This is a genomic window from Allobosea rubneri, assembly GCF_032464875.1.
In the GTDB taxonomy this organism is placed as follows: Bacteria; Pseudomonadota; Alphaproteobacteria; order Rhizobiales; family Beijerinckiaceae; genus Allobosea; species Allobosea rubneri.
This window is the reverse complement of the sequence record NZ_JAWDID010000038.1, coordinates 1-20,508: the sequence shown is the minus strand read 5'-3', so window position 1 is coordinate 20,508 and position 20,508 is coordinate 1. Positions and strand designations below refer to the sequence as shown.

The 20,508-nt window shown below is 67.4% G+C and carries 21 protein-coding genes; 9 read left to right on the top strand and 12 right to left on the bottom strand.

Annotated elements, in window-relative coordinates:
- Positions 1 to 157 precede the first annotated feature (157 nt).
- The 4 genes from accC to RKE40_RS20755 all read right to left on the bottom strand — a co-directional run bounded on the left by accC (position 158) and on the right by RKE40_RS20755 (position 4,522).
- On the bottom strand, positions 158 to 1,522 hold the full coding sequence (accC, locus tag RKE40_RS20770) for an acetyl-CoA carboxylase biotin carboxylase subunit (RefSeq protein ID WP_316020121.1): 1,365 nt from the start codon (positions 1,520 to 1,522) through the stop codon (positions 158 to 160).
- Positions 1,523 to 1,551: 29 nt separating this feature from the next.
- Positions 1,552 to 2,013, bottom strand: a complete 462-nt coding sequence (gene accB, locus RKE40_RS20765; protein WP_066469695.1) for an acetyl-CoA carboxylase biotin carboxyl carrier protein — start codon at positions 2,011 to 2,013, stop codon at positions 1,552 to 1,554.
- A gap of 250 nt (positions 2,014 to 2,263) precedes the next feature.
- On the bottom strand, positions 2,264 to 3,052 hold the full coding sequence (locus tag RKE40_RS20760; protein WP_316020120.1) for a DsbA family protein: 789 nt from the start codon (positions 3,050 to 3,052) through the stop codon (positions 2,264 to 2,266).
- A 36-nt stretch (positions 3,053 to 3,088) separates the two neighbouring features.
- Positions 3,089 to 4,522 carry a M48 family metalloprotease gene (locus RKE40_RS20755; RefSeq protein WP_316020119.1) on the bottom strand — a complete coding sequence of 478 codons (1,434 nt, stop codon included), beginning with the start codon at positions 4,520 to 4,522 and terminating at the stop codon, positions 3,089 to 3,091.
- A gap of 193 nt (positions 4,523 to 4,715) precedes the next feature.
- Here RKE40_RS20755 and RKE40_RS20750 point away from each other — a divergent pair, with 193 nt between their 5' ends.
- The gene (locus RKE40_RS20750) at positions 4,716 to 4,997 is read left to right on the top strand and encodes a YARHG domain-containing protein (protein ID WP_316020118.1); all 282 of its coding nucleotides are present in this window, start codon (positions 4,716 to 4,718) and stop codon (positions 4,995 to 4,997) included.
- On the opposite strand, the gene RKE40_RS20745 is transcribed toward RKE40_RS20750, so the two are convergent.
- From RKE40_RS20745 to RKE40_RS20735, 3 genes are all read right to left on the bottom strand, one after another.
- Complete coding sequence (locus RKE40_RS20745; protein WP_316020117.1) at positions 4,994 to 5,542, bottom strand: AAA family ATPase; 549 nt, start codon at positions 5,540 to 5,542, stop codon at positions 4,994 to 4,996. The two genes, RKE40_RS20750 and RKE40_RS20745, sit on opposite strands and share 4 nt — an antisense overlap.
- Positions 5,543 to 5,603: 61 nt before the next feature.
- The gene (locus RKE40_RS20740) at positions 5,604 to 6,317 is read right to left on the bottom strand and encodes a DNA helicase (protein ID WP_316020116.1); all 714 of its coding nucleotides are present in this window, start codon (positions 6,315 to 6,317) and stop codon (positions 5,604 to 5,606) included.
- A gap of 159 nt (positions 6,318 to 6,476) precedes the next feature.
- Positions 6,477 to 7,391 (bottom strand): LysR substrate-binding domain-containing protein, encoded by a 915-nt coding sequence (locus tag RKE40_RS20735; RefSeq protein WP_316020115.1) that lies wholly within the window; start codon positions 7,389 to 7,391, stop codon positions 6,477 to 6,479.
- Positions 7,392 to 7,508: 117 nt separating this feature from the next.
- On the opposite strand from RKE40_RS20735, the gene RKE40_RS20730 reads away from it, so the two are divergent.
- The 4 genes from RKE40_RS20730 to RKE40_RS20715 all read left to right on the top strand — a co-directional run bounded on the left by RKE40_RS20730 (position 7,509) and on the right by RKE40_RS20715 (position 10,843).
- A complete protein-coding gene (locus RKE40_RS20730; protein WP_316020114.1) occupies positions 7,509 to 8,234 on the top strand; it encodes an SDR family oxidoreductase in 726 nt (241 codons plus the stop codon).
- 10 nt (positions 8,235 to 8,244) lie between these two features.
- Positions 8,245 to 8,706, top strand: coding sequence for a carboxymuconolactone decarboxylase family protein (locus RKE40_RS20725; protein ID WP_316020113.1), 462 nt, complete (start codon positions 8,245 to 8,247; stop codon positions 8,704 to 8,706).
- Between the two features lie 74 nt (positions 8,707 to 8,780).
- Entirely contained in the window at positions 8,781 to 9,071 is a 291-nt protein-coding gene (locus RKE40_RS20720; RefSeq protein ID WP_066470207.1) for an Atu4866 domain-containing protein, read from the top strand.
- A 263-nt stretch (positions 9,072 to 9,334) separates the two neighbouring features.
- Positions 9,335 to 10,843 (top strand): helicase HerA domain-containing protein, encoded by a 1,509-nt coding sequence (locus RKE40_RS20715; RefSeq protein ID WP_316020112.1) that lies wholly within the window; start codon positions 9,335 to 9,337, stop codon positions 10,841 to 10,843.
- A 79-nt stretch (positions 10,844 to 10,922) separates the two neighbouring features.
- Here RKE40_RS20715 and RKE40_RS20710 read toward each other — a convergent pair whose 3' ends face one another.
- Positions 10,923 to 11,495 (bottom strand): TIGR00645 family protein, encoded by a 573-nt coding sequence (locus RKE40_RS20710; protein ID WP_316020111.1) that lies wholly within the window; start codon positions 11,493 to 11,495, stop codon positions 10,923 to 10,925.
- Between the two features lie 232 nt (positions 11,496 to 11,727).
- Between RKE40_RS20710 and RKE40_RS20705 the strand changes: the two genes are divergently transcribed.
- Positions 11,728 to 12,171 (top strand): BA14K family protein, encoded by a 444-nt coding sequence (locus RKE40_RS20705; protein WP_316020110.1) that lies wholly within the window; start codon positions 11,728 to 11,730, stop codon positions 12,169 to 12,171.
- A 171-nt stretch (positions 12,172 to 12,342) separates the two neighbouring features.
- Here the strand turns inward: RKE40_RS20705 and RKE40_RS20700 are convergent, their stop codons facing one another.
- A complete protein-coding gene (locus tag RKE40_RS20700) occupies positions 12,343 to 12,498 on the bottom strand; it encodes a hypothetical protein (protein ID WP_316020109.1) in 156 nt (51 codons plus the stop codon).
- 414 nt (positions 12,499 to 12,912) lie between these two features.
- Positions 12,913 to 13,749 carry a nucleotidyltransferase domain-containing protein gene (locus tag RKE40_RS20695; RefSeq protein WP_316020108.1) on the bottom strand — a complete coding sequence of 279 codons (837 nt, stop codon included), beginning with the start codon at positions 13,747 to 13,749 and terminating at the stop codon, positions 12,913 to 12,915.
- A gap of 154 nt (positions 13,750 to 13,903) precedes the next feature.
- Here RKE40_RS20695 and xth point away from each other — a divergent pair, with 154 nt between their 5' ends.
- Entirely contained in the window at positions 13,904 to 14,683 is a 780-nt protein-coding gene (gene xth, locus RKE40_RS20690; RefSeq protein WP_316020107.1) for an exodeoxyribonuclease III, read from the top strand.
- A 168-nt stretch (positions 14,684 to 14,851) separates the two neighbouring features.
- Here xth and RKE40_RS20685 read toward each other — a convergent pair whose 3' ends face one another.
- On the bottom strand, positions 14,852 to 15,811 hold the full coding sequence (locus RKE40_RS20685; protein ID WP_316020106.1) for a tetratricopeptide repeat protein: 960 nt from the start codon (positions 15,809 to 15,811) through the stop codon (positions 14,852 to 14,854).
- Positions 15,798 to 17,528, bottom strand: a complete 1,731-nt coding sequence (gene ilvD, locus RKE40_RS20680; protein WP_316020105.1) for a dihydroxy-acid dehydratase — start codon at positions 17,526 to 17,528, stop codon at positions 15,798 to 15,800. Before ilvD ends, RKE40_RS20685 begins: the two co-directional genes overlap by 14 nt.
- Positions 17,529 to 18,058: 530 nt before the next feature.
- Here ilvD and RKE40_RS20675 point away from each other — a divergent pair.
- Both RKE40_RS20675 and RKE40_RS20670 read left to right on the top strand, forming a co-directional pair.
- The gene (locus RKE40_RS20675; RefSeq protein WP_316020104.1) at positions 18,059 to 19,072 is read left to right on the top strand and encodes an extracellular solute-binding protein; all 1,014 of its coding nucleotides are present in this window, start codon (positions 18,059 to 18,061) and stop codon (positions 19,070 to 19,072) included.
- A partial coding sequence (locus RKE40_RS20670; RefSeq protein ID WP_316020103.1) for an ABC transporter permease occupies positions 19,069 to 20,508 on the top strand: 1,440 nt, incomplete at its 3' end. The genes RKE40_RS20675 and RKE40_RS20670, both read left to right, overlap by 4 nt.

Here is a 20,508-nt window from a genome sequence, read left to right as displayed (position 1 = left end):
GGCCGCGACCACCCCCCTCTCCCCTTGCGGGAGAGGGCTGGGCTGAGGGGTCCCGCGGCCTTTGCACTATCGCCTTCGTGCCGAAGCAGAAGGCGTGGAACGCCGCCTCATTCCGGGCCGTGCGCCACCTTCTCCCGGCAAGGGGAGAAGGAAAGGTTCAGCCCTCGCCGGGCTGCCCCATGCCGCCATTGGCCAGGAATTTCTCCAGCCAGTGGATGTTGTAGTCGCCGTTCAGCATGTCCTGGTTGCGCACCAGCGTGCGGAACAGCGGCAGGGTCGTATCGACGCCGTCGACGACGAACTCGTCGAGCGAGCGGCGCAGGCGCATCAGGCACTCGTCGCGGTTGCGGCCGTGCACGATCAGCTTGCCGACCAGCGAGTCGTAATGCGGCGGGATGACATAGCCCTGATAAGCCGCGGAATCGACGCGTACGCCGAGCCCGCCCGGCGTATGGAACGAGGCGATCTTCCCCGGCGAGGGCCGGAAGCTCGACGGGTGCTCGGCATTGACGCGGCACTCGATGGCATGGCCCTCGATGATCACGTCTTCCTGGCGGATCGAGAGCGGCGCGCCGGCGGCGATGCGGATCTGCTCGTTGACCAGGTCGATCCCGGTGATCATCTCGGTGACCGGATGCTCGACCTGAATGCGGGTGTTCATCTCGATGAAGTAGAACTCGCCGTCCTCGTAGAGGAACTCGATCGTGCCCGCGCCGAGATAGCCCATCTCGGCCATCGCCTTGGCGCAGACATTGCCGATCCGGTCGCGCTCGCCGGCGTTGAGAGCCGGGGATGGCCCCTCCTCCCAGACCTTCTGGTGGCGGCGCTGCAGCGAGCAGTCGCGCTCGCCCAGATGGATGGCGCGGCCCTTGCCGTCACCGAGTACTTGGATCTCGATATGGCGCGGCTTCTCGAGATACTTCTCGATATAGACGGCATCGTCGCCGAAATTGGCCTTGGCCTCACTGCGGGCGGTGGCGAGCAGGACGGATATCTCGTCCTCGCTGCGCACGACCTTCATGCCCTTGCCGCCGCCGCCGGACGCCGCCTTGATGATGACGGGCAGGCCGATCTCTCTGATGATGCGCAGCGCCTCCTCGTCATCGGCGACGCCGCCTTCCGAGCCCGGAACGCAGGGAATGCCGAGGCGTTTGGCGGTGCGCTTGGCCTCGATCTTGTCGCCCATGCTGCGGATATGCTCGGCCTTGGGACCGATGAAGGTGATGTTGTGCCGCTCGAGGATCTCGGCGAAGCGGGCATTCTCGGAGAGAAAGCCATAGCCGGGATGGACCGCGTCGGCGCCGGTGATCTCGCAGGCGGCGATCAGCGCCGGGATGTTGAGATAGCTCTCGCGCGCCGGCGGCGGGCCGATGCAGACGCTCTCATCGGCGAGGCGCACATGCATGGCGTTGGCGTCGGCGGTCGAATGCACCGCGACGGTGGCGATGCCGAGCTCCTTGGCGGCGCGCAGCACCCGGAGCGCGATCTCGCCGCGATTTGCGATCAGGATCTTATCGAACATCTTCAGCCCGCTCCCGTCCGGCGCCGGCCTCACTCGATCACCAGCAGCGGCTCGCCGTATTCGACCGGCTGCCCGTCCTCGACGAGGATGGCGATGACCTTGCCGGCGCGGGGCGCCACGATGTCGTTGAAGGTCTTCATGGCCTCGACGAGCAGCACGCGCTCGCCGGCCTTAACTTCCTGGCCGATCTCGATGAAGGGCTTGGCCTCCGGCGAGGGCCGGCGATAGGCGGTGCCGACCATCGGCGAGTTCACCGTGCCGGGATGGGCAGCGGCGGCCTTGGCCTCGAGGGGCGCTGCGGCGACCGGCGCCGGCGCGGCGGCATATGCCGGAGCCGCGGCGACGGGGGCCATCACGGTCGCAGTGATGGTGCGCGCCACGCGGATGCGCAGATCGCCCTTCTGCACCTCGATCTCGGTCAGGTCCGTCTCGTTGATCAGCTGCGCCATTTCGCGCACGAGTTCCGGATCGATGGGGCTTTTGGTCGCCATGGCGGACTTCACCGTCTTTGTGAGCTCGATGGATGGGACGGCACGTCCCGAAGGAGAAGCGGATATGCGAATGAATGGCGCCGGATCAAGCCGGCGGCCGCGCCGCGTCGGCGGGTCTTAGCCGGAACGGCGGTTCAGGGAAAGGGAGAAGGCGAGCGCTTTCCCCCATTTGCAGGCCGAAAGCCGCCGCCGCACCCCAAAAAGGCGCGGCGGGGGTTCCGATCCTTCCCCGCTCGACTGGCTCTGCCGCTCAGCCGCTGCAGGTCGCCTTGCCGCATTTGCGGACCGATTCGATCTTCTGCTTCAGGGCGGGAGCGCCGACCGCGCCGAACACCACCTCGTCGCCGATCACGAAGGCCGGCGTGCCGGTCAGGCCGAGCCGGTCGCCGAGCGCGACCGTGTGCTCGATCACGGCGCGGGTCGCCGGCGCATCCATGTCCTTCTTCAGGCGCTCGATATCGGCGCCGGCCTCCTTGGCGATCTCCATCGCCTTGGCGCCGTTGATGCGGCCCTTGGTGCCCATCAGCTTGAGGTGGAAGTCCCAGTACTTCTGGCCCTGGAGCTGCGCCTTGGCGGCAATCGCGACCCGGCTGGCCTCGACCGAATCCGGCCCGAGGATCGGGAAGTCCTTGATCACGACCTTCAGCTTCGGATCGGCCTTGACCAGGTTGTTGACGTCTTCCATCGCCCTTTTGCAGAAGCCGCAATTGTAATCCATGAACTCGACGATGGTGACGTCGCCCTGCGGATTGCCGGCGATGACCGAGCTCGCGGGATCGACGAGGCTCGCCTTCTCGGCCGAAAGGGCGTTGCGCTGCGCCTCGACCTGGGCGAGCTGATTGCGGCGCTCCAGCTCGACCATCGCCTCCTGGATCAACTCCGGATTCTTCAGCAGCGTCTCGCGGACGAGATCGACCACGGCCTGGCGCTGCTCGGGCGTCAGCGCCGGAGCCTGGGCCTTGGCCGGCATGGCACCGAGGCCGAGCGCGGCCGCAGCGAGGCCGGCCATGGCGAGGCGGCGAAGCGGGGAAAGCAGCATGGGTGAAGGTCCTTTCAGGGCTGCGGCGGCTGGCCGCTAGCGTTGCTTGTCGGGAGGAACATAGTCGACGATGTCGCGGGCGCGTAGCGCCGCCGGCGAACCCTTCGGCAATTTGCCGAGCGCCCGGCTGGCTTGCGTATGCGCGACCGTCCAGTCGCCTTTGACGAAGGCATATTGCGCCGCCGAGAGTTCCGCCATCGCGATGTTGCCCTTGGCGGCATAGGCATTCGAGAGATGCTGGTGCGCATCGGCGGAATCCGGCTCGCGCGAGGCGGCGTTCGACAATTCGCGGATCGCCTCGTCGAGCAGGGCCGGCTGCCCGGTCGAGAGCAGCGCATGGCCGAGCATCTGCCGGATCAACCCGCCATTGGGCGCGAGCGCGACCGCCTGGCGCAGCACCGGCACCGCCTCGCGGGCGCGACCCGCCTCGAGCAGCGCCTGCCCCTTGAGCTCGAGGAAATAGGCGTTTCGCGGCTCTTCGGCGCTGAGCTGGTCGATCGCAGCGAGCGCCTGCGCCATCCGGCCCGAGCGGTAATCGCTGATGGCGCGGGCATAGCGCGCCGCCATCGAGCGATCGGCCATGCCGTAGCGCCGCGCGACGCCGGCCTCGCGCTCGACGAAGCCCATCAGCTTGGCGCGCATCAGATCGTGCCGCGCCTGCAGCTCCGGCGGATCGAGCTTGTTGAAATGCGGGCTCGCCTTGGCCAGCGTCTCGAGCTGGGCGATGCGCTCGGTCGGCATCGGATGGCTGAGCGTATAGGGATCGATGCTCCGCGACAGGAAGGCGCTGTTCTCGGCGAAGCGCCCGAAGACGGTGAGCATGCCCTTGGCCGACATGCCGGCAGCACCGAGATAGCGCACCGCGGCCCGGTCCGCCGCCTGCTCCTCGGAGCGCTGATAGGCAAGCAGCGAGCGCCGCACCAGTTCCTGCGGCCCGGTCAGGGCGCCCATCGCGCCGATGCCGGCATTACCCATCGAGCCGCCGCCGCTGCGGGCGCCGGCGACCACGGCCCCTGCGCCTGCCAGAAGGCCCGCGATGGAGAGGATTTGCGCGCCCTGGATCTCCTGGCGCAGCCGGGCGAGATGCCCGCCGGCGAGGTGGCCGCTCTCATGCGCCAGCACGCCGATCACCTCGTTCGGCGTCGCGGCATCCATCAGCACGCCGATATTGACGAAGATCGACTTGCCGTCGGCGACGAAGGCGTTGAAGGCGCGGTCGTTGATCAGGATGATTCGGGTGCCGCGGGCATTGATTCCGGCTGCCTTGAAGATCGGCGCCGCGTAGTCGCGCAGCAATTGCTCGATCTCGGCATCGCGGATCAGCGAGATCGAGCGCTTTTGCGCCTCGGCCGCAGGCGGCACAGCGACCGTGAGCGCGCCACTCAGCGCGGCGACGACCCGGCGACGCGCGGAAGCCGGCAGGCTCCGGGCGGGCGATCGTGGCGGGCTGAGGGTTCGTGCGGCTGTCATGACCTTCGGTTCTTGTCGTCCGATGCGAGGCGCGCCGTCAATTCACGGCTTTGCCAGCCCTTTGCAGCACGATCGTGATGCAGGCATGGCAGCCCGGCAATTGCGGCAGCGAAAGCCCGGCCCCGCCAGCGAAAACCCTTGTGCCCCGCACAAGGGAGCGATCACTATGAAGCTCGAACATCCGAGGCGCACCATGTCGAAGCCCATCCTGCTCGCCTCCGCCATCGGCCTCGCCCTGCCATTGCTCTCGGCTGCGACGCCAGCCGCGGCCCAGAGCTGCGAGGCGCTCTGGTACCAGCGCAACGAGATCTACAAGGCGCAGGGCTACTGCTTCCGCACCCAGCGCGGCATCCGCGCCTTCGGCAATGCCGGCTGCCAGTACGACAATATGGAAGACGTCCCGCTCTCGGCGAACCAGCGCCGCCTCGTCGCCGAGATCCAGCGCGAGGAACGCGCCTATGGCTGCCCGCTCTAGGTGCGCCCCGGGGCCAACCGAAAACGCCCGCTTTCGACGGCGCGCAGGATAGCAGCCGCGACGCCGCCGGCATCGAGGCCAGCCACTGGAAGGGCATGGTGCCCAAGCTCCCCGAGATCGGCGAGCTGGCGGTAAAGGGCCGCGATCACCTGCGGATCCGTCAGCGTATCGCCGCCCCGCTCCCGGCAGCGCCGGATCGCCTCGTCGAGCGGCGGGTGGAGCACGACATAATGCACCGCTGCGCCGTCCCGGCCGAACGGCGCCAGGAACCAGGGGCCGATAATGCCGTCGACGACGACGAAATAGCCGCCGCGCGCATAGGAGAAGGCGGCGGCCGCCAGCGCCTCCATCACGACCGCGTTCTGGGCGTGCGCCTCCGGCAGGAAGGGTGCGACAGCGCCATGGCCAATCGCATGCCAGAAATCATCGGCGTGGAGATGCACCTTGGCCGAGCCCGGCAAGCTGGCGAGGGCACGTGCCGCCGTCGTCTTGCCGGAACCGGGCGAGCCGGTGAGGATGAGGATCTGGCCGGCGCAAACCAACATGCCGCCCTTTTAGGGCCGATCTGCGCGGCCAGCCAGATCACCCGGCGCCTGCCGCTCAGCGCTATCCCGCCGCCTGGAAGCGGACCTCGCCTGAATTCAGGAAACAGGCCTTGCTGAACAGCGACAGGTCGAGCGAATTGGGCAGGCGGACATCGTCGAGATCGGGACAGGGCTTCGTCACCGGATCGTAAGATCGGTCGATCTGCGAGATGAAGCCCAGGATCAGCCCCCTCTCCCGCGCAAAGGCCTTGAGCGCGCTGATCTGCGCGCCAAGCTCGGGATTGCCGCGCTTCTGGTCGAGCAGTTGCAGATAGTCGACGATTGCCAGCGTGCCATCAGGCGCATCGGCCAGCACCTGCATGATGTGATCGGCGTTGATCGCATCGGAATCGTCGAAGGTGAACAGCGCCTCGAATTGAGCCGGCTCGACGCCGAGCGCCCGGAAGCGGCCGAGCACGTCCCTGGCCGTATATTCCAGTGTGAAGAAGACCGCCCGGCGGCCGGCCTTCATCGCCTCGACGGCAAGCTGGAGGCTCAGCAGCGTCTTGCCCTGCCCTGGCCTCGCGCCGATCAGCAGCAGATCTCCCGGTGCGAGGCGATCAAGGAGCCCGGCGGCGGACAACATTTCTGCCGATCTGGCCGAAAGCAGACTCCAGGCGCCGAAACCTTCGCCGATGGCGATGCGGTCGAGCGCGAGATGGAGCGGGATGTTCTCCTTGCGCGCCAGTTCCCTGGCCTTGCGCTTCAAGCGGTAGACGGGTGCGGAAAGCTTCATCGGTGACCTCCTGATGCGAGCTACATCCGCAACCCCTCCTTATGCGCAGCGCTCGAACAGTCGGTTCGATGATCGGATCGGCCCTGCACGGCAGCGTGCTTCCCGATTGGAGGGTGGAGGCGCGGGCAGCGCCTGGAATCGGATCATAGCCGATCCCGCTCAGGCCGTCGCCGCGTGCCTGCTCCATTCGAAGCGCCGCAGATGGTCGACGAGGGCGCGCAGCTTCGGCGCCATGGCGCGGCGCCCGGGGTAGTAGAGATAGAATCCCGCGAAGCTCGGGCAGAACGCCTCCAGCAGTGGGACGAGTTCGCCGCGTGCCATCGCCGGGCGAAAGCTCTCCTCCATGCCGAAGGTGATGCCGGCGCCGGCAATCGCGAGCTTGATCATCAGCGCCATGTCGTTGGTCGTGATCTCGGGCTCAACCGCGACGCTGAACTCATTGCCGCCCTCAGCGAACTCCCAGCGATAGGGCGCGAGCTTCGGCGCCGGCCGCCAGCCGATGCAACGATGCGCGGCGAGTTCCCTTGGATGAGCCGGCACGCCGAAACGCTCGCGATAGTCCGGTGAGCAGACTGCGAGCTGGCGCTCCTCGCCACCGATCGAAACCGCGATCATGTCCTGCTCGATGACCTCGCCAAGCCGAACGCCGGCATCGTAGCCGGCGGCGACGATGTCGAACTCCTCGTCGGTCACCGTGATGTCGAGCTCGACCTCGGGATTGGCCGCCGCAAAGCTCGCGAGAAACGGCCCCGACAGGAAGCGCTCGGCGATCGACGAGACGGCGAGGCGCAGGCGCCCGCGCGGTCCGGCCCGCAGATCCCGCGTCGCCTCCACGGCGGCGCGCAGATCGGACAATGCCGGCGCGAGATCGGCGAGAAGGCGCTCGCCTGCCTCGGTCAGGCTGACGCTGCGCGTCGTGCGGCGGACGAGCGCGATGCCAAGCCGCTCCTCGAGCTTCCTGATCGTCTGGCTGACGGCCGAGCGCGTCACGCCGATCCGGTCGGCCGCCCCCCGAAAGCTACTCTCCTCAGCGACGAGGGCGAACACGGCGAGCGCATTGAGATCGGGCTCCATTGGTTAGAATTTCTCTCCGGATCAGAAAGAACAAGGTCGCTTATCGCAACAATGCCGTGCGTCTAGCTTTCGGGCAACCGCAATTCGCGGTGACAGGAACAAGCACGGAGCTTCGACATGCCTCTCGACAAGGTCGTCCTGATCACGGGCGCCTCCAGCGGAATCGGCGCCGGCATTGCCCGCGAACTCGGCGCCGCCGGCGCCAGGCTGATGCTCGGCGCGCGACGTACCGACCGCCTCGATGCCCTCGCCCAGGAGATCCGGGCCGCAGGCGGCGAGGCTCGCATCCGCCGCCTCGACGTGACCGACCGCAGCGATGTCGCAGCCTTCGCCGACGCAGGCCGCGACGCGTTCGGCCGCATCGACGTCATCGTCAACAATGCCGGCGTCATGCCGCTCTCGCTGCTGGCCTCGCTCAAGGTCGAGGAATGGGACCGGATGATCGACGTCAACATCAAGGGCGTGCTCTACGGCATCGCAGCGGTGCTGCCGCAGATGACGGCGCAAGGCTCCGGTCATGTGATCAACATCGCCTCGATCGGCGCGCTCGACGTCTCGCCGGCCGCAGCCGTCTACTGTGCGACGAAGTTCGCGGTGCGTGCGATCTCCGACGGGCTGAGACAGGAGCATGAGGAGCTGCGCGTCACCTGCGTCCATCCCGGCGTGGTCGAGAGCGAGCTGGCCGATTCGATCACCGATCCGATGGCGGCGGCATTGATGCGCAGCTACCGCGCCATCGCGCTCCAGCCCGACGCGATCGGCCGGGCGGTGCGCTTCGCCATCGAGCAGCCCGGCGACGTCGACGTCAACGAGATCGTCATCCGCCCCACCGCCGCCCGCTGAGGAGATCGCAATGAACGCTCACATCAGTACACCGCTCAAGATCGCCGCCACGGCCCTTTTCCTGGCCGCTCCGCTGCCTGCCGCCGCAGAGACCACCGAGGAGCGCCTGAAGCGCGGCGATGCCGTGATCCGCAGCCTCAACAAGGGCGCACCGCAGCCGGCACTGGAGCGCCTGCGGCGGGAGTTTCCCTTCCTCGCCGAAGCGACCGAAGGCTATGCGCTCGGCGACGTCTGGTCCCGTACCGCGCTGGACAGCCGGACGCGGCAGCTCGCGGCCGTCACCGCCTTCGCCGCGCTGGGCGAGCTGCCCATCATGAAGGTCCATGCCGGCTACGCGCTCAATATCGGCGTCAGCGAGGAGCAGCTGAAGGAGGCGATCTATCTGGTGACCGTGACCTCCGGCTTTCCGCGCGCACTGGCCGCTTCGCAGGCCCTGTCCGAACTCTTCGCCGAACGCCGGAGCCAGCAATGACCAGAAGCTCGAACAAGAACCGCCTGTTGGCGGTGGCCGGCGCCTGCGCCGCGGCCATGACCATCGATCTCGCAATGGAAGGTCCGATCCGCATGACGGTGACGCGCGCCGCCTCGGCCCAGACCCCGCAGAGCCACCCCTATGTCGGCATGTGGGTGACCGAGGACGGCCATGTCCGGCACAACCTCCTGCCCAATGGCCGCTATGACGAGGCCCGCGGCAGTCGCGAAAGCGCCTATCGCGGCCGCTACAGGGTCACCGGCGACCATATCGACTATTGGGACGATACCGGCTTCACCGCGGACGGAACCTTCATCGACGGCGTCCTCCACCATGGCGGCATGGTGCTCTACCGGCGTGAATAGCGGCCTCGCTTTATGCCCGAGGCGCTCCGGTATTTTGTGGATGCGGCGTTCGGCAGCGCTTCTTGCCGGCGCCGCCTATGCTAGACCTCGCGCCCGCCCGATCCGCACCGAATCGGGCCGCGGGAGCCGGATCCGGTCAGGCTGAATCGTCCTGGCCGGCGAATCCGCTTCCAAATGATTGATAGGGCACGCAGTTTCTGGCCGGCTTGCGCAGCAATCCGGCCGGCGCGTGCCCTAGGACCGAAAGCGACGCGCAAGCAGGCATGAAGACTGGCATCGACATGGGTTCGACGCGCAGCGGCGAGCCCGCTGAGCTCGATCTCGCCGAATTGCTGGCGACGCGGCTTCTGGTCCAGGGCAATTCCGGCTCGGGCAAATCGCATCTGCTGCGCCGCCTGCTCGAGCAGAGCGCGCCGCTGGTGCAGCAGGCAGTGATCGATCCCGAAGGCGACTTCGTCTCGCTGGCCGACCAGTTCGGCCATGTCGTGGTCGACGGCACGGCGAGCCCGCACGAACTGCAGAAGATCGCCTTGCGCGTGCGCCAGCACCGCGTCTCCGTCGTCCTCAATCTCGAGGAGCTCGATGCCGACGAGCAGTTGCGCGCCACCGCCGCCTTCCTCGGCGGATTGTTCGATGTCGACCGTTCCTGCTGGTATCCGATGCTGGTCGTCGTCGACGAGGCGCAGCTCTTCGCCCCGGTGATGGCGGGCGAAGCCTCCGACGAGGCCCGCCGCCTCTCGCTTGGCGCCATGACCAATCTGATGTGCCGCGGCCGCAAGCGCGGCCTCGCCGGCGTGATCGCGACCCAGCGCCTCGCCAAGCTCGCCAAGAACGTCGCGGCCGAGGCCTCGAACTTCCTGATGGGCCGCACATTTCTGGACATCGACATGCAGCGCGCCGCCGACCTGCTCGGCATGGACCGGCGCCAGGCCGAGATGTTCCGCGATCTCGAACGCGGCCAGTTCGTCGCGCTCGGCCCGGCCCTGTCGCGGCGGCCCCTGCCGGTCCGGATCGGCTCCGTCGCCTCGGTCGACCGTGGCGGGGCGCCGAGCCTGCTGCCCTTGCCCGACCAGGCGCCCGAGGATGCAAGCAAGCTGATCTTCACCCCGAGCGAGGGCGAGGCGACCCCGGCGCCCTGGCCGCGCCAGCCGCGGCCCCGCCCGGTCGTCGCCCCCGAGATCATCCGCCGGATCGAGACGCATCAGCCGCCGTCACCGCCGCCCGAGCCCGAGATCGAGATGGAGCCGGAGGAGCGCGAGGCGGCGCTCGTCGAAATCCTGAACGAGCTGCTCGACGACACCGAGGCGCGCGACCGGCCGGTCGCCGTGCTCTATCAGGACTTCACCGTGCGCTGCCGCATGCGCCGCGTCAGCGGCCCGGAGACCAACCTGGACGCCTTCCGCAAGCGGCTCGCCGTCGCCCGCGCCGGAGCGAGCGAGGCGGTGCTCTCCTCCGATGCCTGGGAGAAGGCGCTCACCGCCGCCGAGACGCTGCCGGAAGACCTGCACGGCCTCTTCCTGTTCATCGCCCGCAGCGCGATCGAAGGCGTCCCCTGCCCGTCCGATGCCGAACTGGCCGAGGCCTATGGCAGCCATTCGCCGAGCCGCGCCCGCCGCCTGCTCGGCTACATCGAGGAGCGCGGGCTCCTCGTCTGCCATGTCGATTTCCGCGGCCAGCGCACGCTCGCCCTGCCGACGCTCGGCGTCGAGACCGCCGCCGGCCTCGCCTCACCGCAGATCAAGGGCCTGCCGCCGCGGCGGGCACGGGGCTAGTTCCGCACGTCATTCTCGGCCGCAGCATAGAGCAGGGCCAGAGATGCTCGGGTCAAGCCCAAGCATGACGCGCTTCAAATCAATGCCCCTTGCCGTTGCCCACCGTCATCTTGTCGACCCAGGCGATGCCAAGCGCCGAAACGATGAAGATGGAGTGGATCAGCGTCTGAAGCAGCACGCCGGTGGTGGTGTAGTTCGTGGCCACCGGGCCACCGATATTGCCCGCCTCGATGAAGGTGCGCAGCAGGTGGATCGACGAGATGCCGATGATCGCCATGGCGAGCTTGATCTTCAGCACCGAGGCGTTGACGTGGCTGAGCCATTCCGGCTGGTCGGGGTGCCCTTGGAGCTTCAGGCGCGAGACGAAGGTCTCGTAGCCTCCGACGATCACCATGATCAGCAGGTTCGAGATCATCACTACGTCGATCAGGCCAAGCACGACCAGCATGATCTGCTGCTCGGTGAAGTCGAAGGAATGGGTGACGAGGTGCCAGAGTTCCTTCAGGAACAGGAAGACGTAGACGCACTGCGCCACGATCAGACCGAGATAGAGCGGCACCTGCAGCCAGCGCGAGGCGAAGATGATCATTGGCAGCGGCTTGAGCACGGCGGAGGGCGGCGGCGCGCCGGCGGGTTCGACGGGGTGCGACATGTCGGGTTCGGACCTCTGAGGGAATCGGACGCAGGGCGCCTTGTGCAGCGCGAAATGGTGCGCTTCTGCGACATTCGCAAGCAGAAATGCCGAATTATCGCCGATAACGTTGAATTTCCGCCGCTTTTGTCTCTTAGTGCTTCGAGCATGCGCCGCCGCGGCTGATTGCGGCGGCTGCCTCTGGGGGAACAGTCAGCGTTCCTCTCGCGTTGGAGAGGAAAGGAGTTTTTCGATGTTCAGGACCACGATGATCGCTGCCGCCGCCGTTGCGGGGGCCTTCGCCCTCGCCGCTCCCGCGGCAGCCGCCCCATTGGCTCCGGCGACGGCAGCCGTCGCTACGGCCGCCGGCCAGGGCTTGGTCGAGACGGTCCAATATCGTCGCTATTACGGCCCGCGCTATGGCTATCGCGGCGGGTACTATGGTGGCTATCGCTATAATCGCGGCGCAGCGGTCGGTGCCGGCATTGCAGCCGGCGCGATCGGCGCGCTCGCTGCTGGCGCGTTGCTGGCGCCCGGCCCGGTCTATGCCGAGCCGGTCCCGCCGCCCTATCGCGGGCCGGTTTACGCCACGCCGGATGCCGACGCGATCGCTTATTGCTCGCGCCGCTTCCGCAGCTACGACCCGGAGACCGGCACCTATATCGGCACCGGCGGCGTGGTCCGCGCCTGCCCGTAAGCGCAGGGTCCGCCTTCCGAACGCATCGAGGCCTCCCCGGCGGGAGGCCTCTTTTCTTTTGGAGCTGCGGCGCGCACAGCTCTTGTCCGAGATAGCTGCCGGGGTCAGACGCCCCGGGGGCACACCAGCGACTTCAGAATCCTGTCGGCCTTTAGGGCCGGCAACACGGCTTCAGAAGGAATCCCACTCCTCGGGCGGCAACGGCTTGTCCTGCATCGTCATGATGTCGAGCGGCGACATCGTCTCCGCCGTCGTCGCCGTCAGGAACGCCCCCAATGGGGCCGACGCATGCTGCGCGACGATCAGGATCATTGCGGCGGCGAGCACGCATGCTCCAATGAGGCGCATGGGCCTCGGCATTCTGGTCTCGGCCATCGAGGACACTCCTCCACCTGGGTTTCCGGCACTTGAGCGAACGGGCCGACCCGCGATCGAGAATGGTGCCGTAGAGCGCAGCGCTCCCTGGCCGCGGCCCGCCTCGGCGGACGGATCGCGGGCAGAACAGCGTCTGCGTAGCACCATGCAATTGGATCGCGGTTACGAACCCGGCCTCACCATGCTCCTCGATCGGCCCGAGGACCGTGATCTCTCTCACAGAGCAGTTTCAGCCCCCGGGGCGGGCGCCAGATGGCCCGCTCGGAGACCGTGGATGGACAGCCTCGGCTGGATCGGAGGCGGTGGGCTGGCAGCGATAACAGAAGCCCTGCCGCGCGCTGCAAGCGGCCGCATCAGGAGGCAAGCCTATGCCGCGCTCTCCGGCTCTCGCGTCCGGTGCGCGCCGGCGTGGCTCGGCTCCCCCCGATCGATGAGATCGACAAGAAGCTCCGGCATCCCGCTCGTTGGCTTCGACGGCGGATCATCGGCACGCAGCTCGAGGTAGCAGTCGATCGCTGCCGTGATCGCGTCCCGGACCGAGCCGGCGTCATGACAGGCGATGGTAGCAGCCAACCTGGCTTGCCCGTCCAGCCCCATTGCTTCCAGGCGCCTCACGCCGCGCTGGTTCTGGCCGGAGCGGCGGTGGAGCAGCGGGCCGAGAACCTGCTCACGGAAGAAGGCGAGCATCCCTATGGCTTCGTAGAGTTCACCCCTGGCAAGCTTGGTGGACGCGTAGTGCAGCCAGATCCAGGCGCGCGCCTCGAACCAGTCGGACGACCGGTTTGGCCAGGCCACGCTGCCGTTCCGGACGCGCTTCTCGATCGCTTCGGGATTGCGGGCGAACAGGATCGTCCGCCGCTCGATCTGGTTGTCCAGGTCGGACGGAAGAACGAACTTCAGATCGACATGAAGCAGCGGAGGGCCGAAGAGGCAGATCAGGAGCCGTGGTTCGCCAACATGTTCGCCGGTGAAGGCGCTGACGAGCTCGCCCAGCGTATCGGCGAAGACCGTGCGGAATGCCATCACCTGCGCAAAGCTGTCCTCTTCGACGACGATCACGAAATCGAGGTCCGAATTCTCATCCAGACATCCGTGAACATACGATCCGCCAATCAGAAGTGCGCTGAGCCGTCCGTCGCGAGCAACTGCATCGCAGGCGCGCCGTAGGAATTCTGCATGAATCGGGGGGAGGCTGCTGGGCATGTGTTTCTCCTGGCCAGCACCCCAGAATGCAATACCCGAAGCTCTCCGCGCAACCCGCCCACCGGTAAGGCCGTTCTTCCGGAATGCATGCTGACTTGCCTTGTCGCCCACCCCGGTCCTTATGGTGCACTCCAGAGAATCCGGAGTTCAGCCCGTGCGTATCGCCACCTGGAACGTCAACTCGGTCCGCCAGCGGCTTCAGCATCTGCTCGCCTTCCTGAAGGAGGCCGAGCCCGATGCGCTCTGTCTGCAGGAGCTGAAATGCGTCGATGGCGATTTCCCGCGCGCCGAGATCGAGGAGGCCGGCTGGCAGGTGACCAGCCATGGCCAGAAGGCCTTCAACGGCGTCGCCATCCTCTCGCGCAGCAAGCTCGAGGATGTCCGCCGCGGCCTGCCCGGCGATGATGGCGACGAGCAGGCGCGCTATCTCGAGGGCGTCCTGCCCCATGGCGACGGTGTCGTCCGCCTCGCCTCGATCTATCTGCCGAACGGCAACCCGCCGAACACGGAGAAGTACCCGTACAAGCTCGCCTGGATGGAGCGGCTGGCGGTGCATGCGCGCGGCCTGCTCGCCCATGAGGAGCCGCTGGTGCTTGCGGGCGACTACAACGTCATCCCGGAGCCGCGCGATGCCCGCGATCCCGCCGCCTGGGTCTCCGACGCGCTCTTCCTGCCGCCGACCCGCACCGCCTTCCGCAAGCTCGTCAATCTCGGCTTCACCGAGGCGCTGCGGGCGACGACCGATGCGCCCGGCCTCTACACCTTCTGGGACTATCAGGCCGGCGCCTGGCAACGGAACAACGGCATCCGCATCGACCATCTGCTGCTCTCGCCGCAGGCGGCCGACCGCCTCGCCGGCGTCTCGATCGCCAAGCATGTCCGCGGCTGGGAGAAGGCCTCCGACCACGTCCCGGTGCTGATCGAGCTGAACTGAGCTCAGTCAGCCGTTTGCCCGGCGGGCGCATCTGATCGACCGCCACTAGCGGCAGGAGGATGCCATCATCCCCATGAGCGTGTGGCAGATGAGGAAGCGCCGCGCACGGAAACTACCCTGCCCCGCCAAGCGGACTGGGTAAGTCGCGGTGAGAGAAGTGCCAGGCCGTCAGCGCCGCGCGCCGCGGCCCGCAACCTGCTGACGCTCGACCAGCGCCAGCGCCGCGGTCCGGTCGGCCGCGCTCGCGGCCGCGAAGGCCGCATCGTAGCGCTCGACGATCCAGCCCTCGCGGGTCTCGTCGGCCCCCTCGCGGGCCAGCGCCAGCCACATCAGGCCGAGGATCGGATGGCGCGGAACGCCATCGCCGCCACGCAGCAGCAGGTCGCCGAAGACGGCCCGCGCCGGGGCGTGGCCCTTCTCTGCGGCGAGCTTCATCCAGCGTGCCGCCTGGCGCGGGTCGCGCTGTGCGCCGGTGCCGTTCATGTAGAGCCGGCCGAGATTGTACTGGCCGTCCGGGTCGCCGAAATAGGAGGCGGCGTAGTGGAACATGTCGAAAGCCCGGTCGGCATTGGGCTTCACATAGGTGCCCTTGATGCCGTCGAGGAAATAGCCCCCGAGCGCCACGAAGGCACTGGCGACGATCCGCGCATCGGAGGTGCCGGGAATCTGGTCGGCATTCTCATCCGCAATCTTCGAGAAATACTCGAAAGCCTTGAGATCGTTGACAGGCACGCCGTCGCCGCTGGCATAGACGCGGCCGAGCTTGAACTGCGCGGCGAGATGTCCGCGCGAGGCGGCGAACTCAAGCGCGCGCACCGCTCCGACCTGATCGCCGGCCGAGGAATCGCGCATCCAGGCCTTCAGCGCGTCGCGGGCGCTGGTGAAGGGCGCGAGCGGCAAGGCCGTATGGGCGGCGGGCCCGCTCGGCGGGGCCGCGATGGCACGGCCGCCGGCCAGCGGAGCAGGTTCACCGACCGCGCCATCCTCCGGCTCCGGCAGGGCGATGCCGGGAATCGGCCGCGGCGGCAGAAGCCCGCGCGACTGGCCGGACGCCTCCTGTGCCCAGGCTACCGACTGGCAGCCCAGGGTGAACAGGAACCCGGCGAGGATGGTTTCAGATATCCGCATAGCAATGGGTCTCGGCCGCCCCTCCCGGGTGGGTCACGGCCCCTCCCTTGGCGGAGCCGACGGTCTGCGCGTATTTCCAGAGCGCGCCGGAGTTGTAGTCGGTCCTGCGCGGCTTCCAGGCCTTACGACGCTCCTCAAGTTCGGCATCAGAAAGGCGGACTGCGAGCTTTCCTGTGATGGCATCGAGCTCGATGATGTCGCCGTCGCGGATCAGTCCGATCGGCCCGCCGACGGCGGCCTCGGGACCGACATGGCCAACGCAGAAACCACGCGTCGCGCCGGAGAATCGCCCGTCGGTGATCAGCGCGACCTTGTCGCCCATGCCCTGGCCGTAGAGGGCGGCGGTGGTCGCCAGCATCTCGCGCATGCCGGGGCCGCCCTTCGGCCCCTCATAGCGGATGACCAGCACGTCGCCGACCTGGTATTCGCGATTGGCGACGCATTTGAACGCGTCCTCCTCGCAGTCGAAGCAGCGCGCCGGGCCGCTGAAGACGAGGCTCTCCGGCGGCATGCCGGCGATCTTCACGATCGCGCCCTCGGGGGCGAGGTTCCCGACCAGGCCGACGACCCCGCCATTGTCTGAAAGCGGCTTGTTGGCCGGGCGGATCACGTCCTGCTCGTCATTCCATTTCACCGAGGCGAGGTTCTCCGCGATGGTGCGGCCGGTGACCGTCATGCAGTCGCCATGCAGGTAGCCATGGTCGAGCAGGGTCTTCATCAGCAGCGGGATGCCGCCGACCTCGAACATGTCCTTGGCGACGTATTTCCCGCCCGGCTTCAGGTCGGCGATGTACGGGGTCTTCTTGAAGATCTCGGCGACGGCGAAGAGATCGAAGTCGATGCCGCATTCATGCGCGATCGCCGGCAGGTGCAGCGCGCCATTGGTCGAGCCGCCGGAGGCCGCGACGACCATGGCCGCGTTCTCGAGCGCCTTGCGGGTGACGATGTCGCGCGGCCGGATGTTCCGGGCGATCAGCTCCATCACCATCTCGCCGGCGGTGTAGCAGAAGGTGTCGCGGACATCGTAGGGCGCCGGCGCGCCGCAGCTATAGGGCAGCGCCAGGCCGATCGCCTCGGCGACCGTCGCCATGGTGTTGGCGGTGAACTGCGCGCCGCAGGAGCCGGAGGACGGGCAGGCCACCTCCTCCAGTTCCTTCAGGTCCTCGTCCGACATCGCGCCGACCGAATGCTTGCCGACCGCCTCGAACACGTCCTGGATGGTGACCGGCTTGCCCTTGAAATTGCCGGGCAGGATCGAGCCGCCATAGATGAAGATCGAGGGCACGTTGAGCCGCACCATCGCCATCATCATCCCGGGCAGGGACTTGTCGCAGCCGGCGAGCCCGACGAGCGCGTCATAGCAATGGCCGCGCATGGTCAGCTCGACCGAGTCGGCGATCACTTCGCGCGAAGCCAGCGAGGACTTCATGCCCTGGTGGCCCATGGCGATGCCGTCGGTCACCGTGATGGTGCAGAACTCGCGCGGCGTGCCGCTCGCCGAGGCGACGCCCTTCTTCACGGCCTGGGCCTGGCGCATCAGCGCGATGTTGCAGGGCGCAGCCTCGTTCCAGCAGGAGGCCACGCCGACGAAGGGCTGCGCGATCTGCCGGGAGGTCATCCCCATCGCGTAATAATAGGAGCGGTGCGGAGCGCGGGCCGGGCCGACGCTCACATGTCGGCTGGGCAGCCTAGACTTATCGAAAACGCGTCCGTCCATCGTACTCTGTCTTCCTGACCCCAGACCGCGCCTTCTGCGCGGCTTGGATGTGCCACGCGGCCAGCGCGGGGCGCAACGTCACCTCGCCACCTCCAGGAAGCATGAAATCCTTTCCGGAAATCCGGAAAATCAATCTCAAATCTTCCCTAACGCGACGAATTGACGGGATCATTTGCTGAGAGCGCTTTGTGGCGGCTTCGCGGCAATCGCGGCAGGCAGCTTTTGGCACGCTGCAATCCGAACAATTGTTGTAGAAATATCACGAATTTCCGGAGGGAAACGAACGGATTTGCCGGCAGCCTCCAGACTGTGGAAACCGTCTGCGGGCGCAGCCTGACGTGCCAGAACCGGACCGCGGCGCAGGACACCTCTCGGCAGAACGAAGCACTTTAGAATTTCTAGAAAGAGAGATTACTTTAGAATAGATATAACTCATTGATTACAAAGCATATTTCCTTGACCAGGCGCCTTCCGCGGACTACCCCGAGCGGACACCCGACCTTGTTCGGGGACCGTTCCAGGAGTGAGCAATGTCCGTAAAGTCCCGCCTCTATGCCGCAGCGCTGACCTCCTGCCTGCTCGCCGGCCCGGCTTTCGCACAGAGCGTCAATCTCTACACCACGCGCGAACCGGCCCTGCTCAACCCGGTGATCGAGGCCTTCACCAAGGACACCGGCATCAAGGTCAACGCCGTCTTCCTGAAGGACGGCCTGCAGGAGCGTATCAAGGCCGAGGGCGCCAACAGCCCCGCCGACGTGATGCTGCTGGTCGATGTCGGCCAGATCAACGAGGCCGCCGATGCCGGCATCACCCAGCCGATCCAGTCGGCGCTCGTCGACAAGACCGTCCCCGCCGCGCTGCGCGGCCCCGGCAACAACTGGGTCACGCTGACCCAGCGCGCCCGCATCGTCGTCGCCTCGAAGGACCGGGTGCAGCAGGACGCGATCACCTATGAGGAGCTCGCCGATCCCACGTGGAAGGGCAAGTTCTGCATCCGCGCCGGCCAGCACCCCTACAACAACGCCTTCTTCGCCGCCTATCTCGCCCGCAACGGTGCCGAGAAGACCGAGGCGTACCTGAAGGCCCTCAAGGCCAATACCGCCCGCAAGCCGGGCGGCGGCGACCGCGAGGTGGCGCGTGACATTCTCTCCGGCCAGTGCGACATCGCCGTGATCAACACCTACTACATCGGACTGATGAGCCAGGCGAAGAACGAGCAGAAGGGCTGGTACGACGCGATCAAGCCGCTGAAGAGCAGCTTTGCCGGCGGCGGCACCCATGTGAACGTCTCGGCTGCGGCGATCGCCAAGAACGCGCCGAACAAGGAGAACGCCGTCAAGCTGGTCGAGTACATGCTCGGCGAGAAGGCCCAGCATCTCTATGCCGACGGCAATTTCGAGTACCCGGTCAACGCCGACGTGAAGGAAGCCGCCTCGGTCAAGCTGCTCGGCGCCCTCACCCCCGACACGACCCCGCTCGGCGACGTCGCCAAGAACCGTAAGGCCGCTTCCGAGCTGGTCGACAAGGTCGGCTTCGACAATTGAGCTCGGGTGCCTTCAGCACCCTTGACCGGCGGCCGTCACTCGCGTGGCGGCCGTCGACGCGTCTTGCCTGGCTCGCCGCGCTCGCGGCCGGGCTCGTTGCCCTGCCAGTCCTCTCGCTCGGCTTCACCGCGCTCTCGCGCGAGGCTCTGGCGGTCTGGCCGCATCTCACCGCCAATGTCCTGCCGGCTGCGCTCGGCGACACCCTGCTGCTGCTCGCTGGCGTCGCCGTCTTCTGCGGTATCGTCGGCGTCGGCACCGCCTGGTTGGTGACCCAGCACGATTTCCCCGGCAGGCAGAGCCTGGAATGGCTGCTCGTGCTACCGCTGGCGATGCCGACCTACATAACGGCCTATGTCTATGTCGAGATCCTCGGCTTCCAGGGACCGCTGCAGAGCGCCCTGCGGGCGCTGACCGGCTGGCGCACGCTGCGCGACTACTGGTTCCCCGATCCGCGCAACCTCACCGGCGCCATCCTGATCCTCGGCCTCGTGCTCTATCCTTACGTCTATCTCAGCGTCCGGGCGCTGTTCGGCATGCAGAGCGCCGCGATCGTCGAATCCGCGCGCACGCTCGGCGCCTCGCGCTGGACGCTGTTCCGCCGCGTCGGCCTGCCCATGGCCCGCCCGGCCCTGGTCGCCGGCCTGACGCTCGCGCTGCTCGAGACCCTCAACGACATCGGTGCCAGCGAGTATCTCGGCGTCCGCTCGCTGACCCTCTCGGTCTACACCACCTGGCTCAACCGCTCCTCACTTCCGGGCGCGGCACAGATCGCCTGCGTGATGCTGCTGGTCGTGGTCGGCCTGATCGTCGCTGAAATCCGCACCCGCGGCTCCCGCCGCTTCGCCCTGCCAGTCAAGCGGCTTCGGCCGGTCGGGCGCAGCAAGCTGCCGCGCGGCTGGGCCCTCGCGGCGACTGTCGCCTGCGCTCTGCCGGTCCTGCTCGGAGCGCTCCTGCCCCTCGCCTTTCTCTTCGGCGAGTTCCTGCGCCGCGACCTCATCGCACAGTTGGATGCGGCGATGCTGCGCTCGCTCGCCAACACGCTCGCGATCTCGGCCGTCGCCACCGCGCTCGTCGTCGCCGTCGGCCTCGGCGTCGCGGCGGCGGTCAGGCTCGGGCGCGAGCCCTGGCTGCCGACTGTCGCAAGAGTGGCCTCGCTCGGCTACGCCCTGCCCGGCACCGTGCTGGCCCTGGGGCTTCTCGTCCCCCTCGCCGCCTTCGACAATCTCGTCGCCGATGCCAGCCGCGCTGCCTTTGGCGTCAGCCCTGGCTTGATCCTGCTCGGCTCGGGCGCGGCGCTGATCATCGCCTATCTCGTCCGCTTCCTGTCGATCGCACTGGCGGGCACCCAGAGCGGCCTCGCGCGCATCTCGCCGCGCATCGACGATGCCGCCCGCTCGCTCGGCGCCGGGCGCCGAGCGAGCGGGCGGCATCGTCGA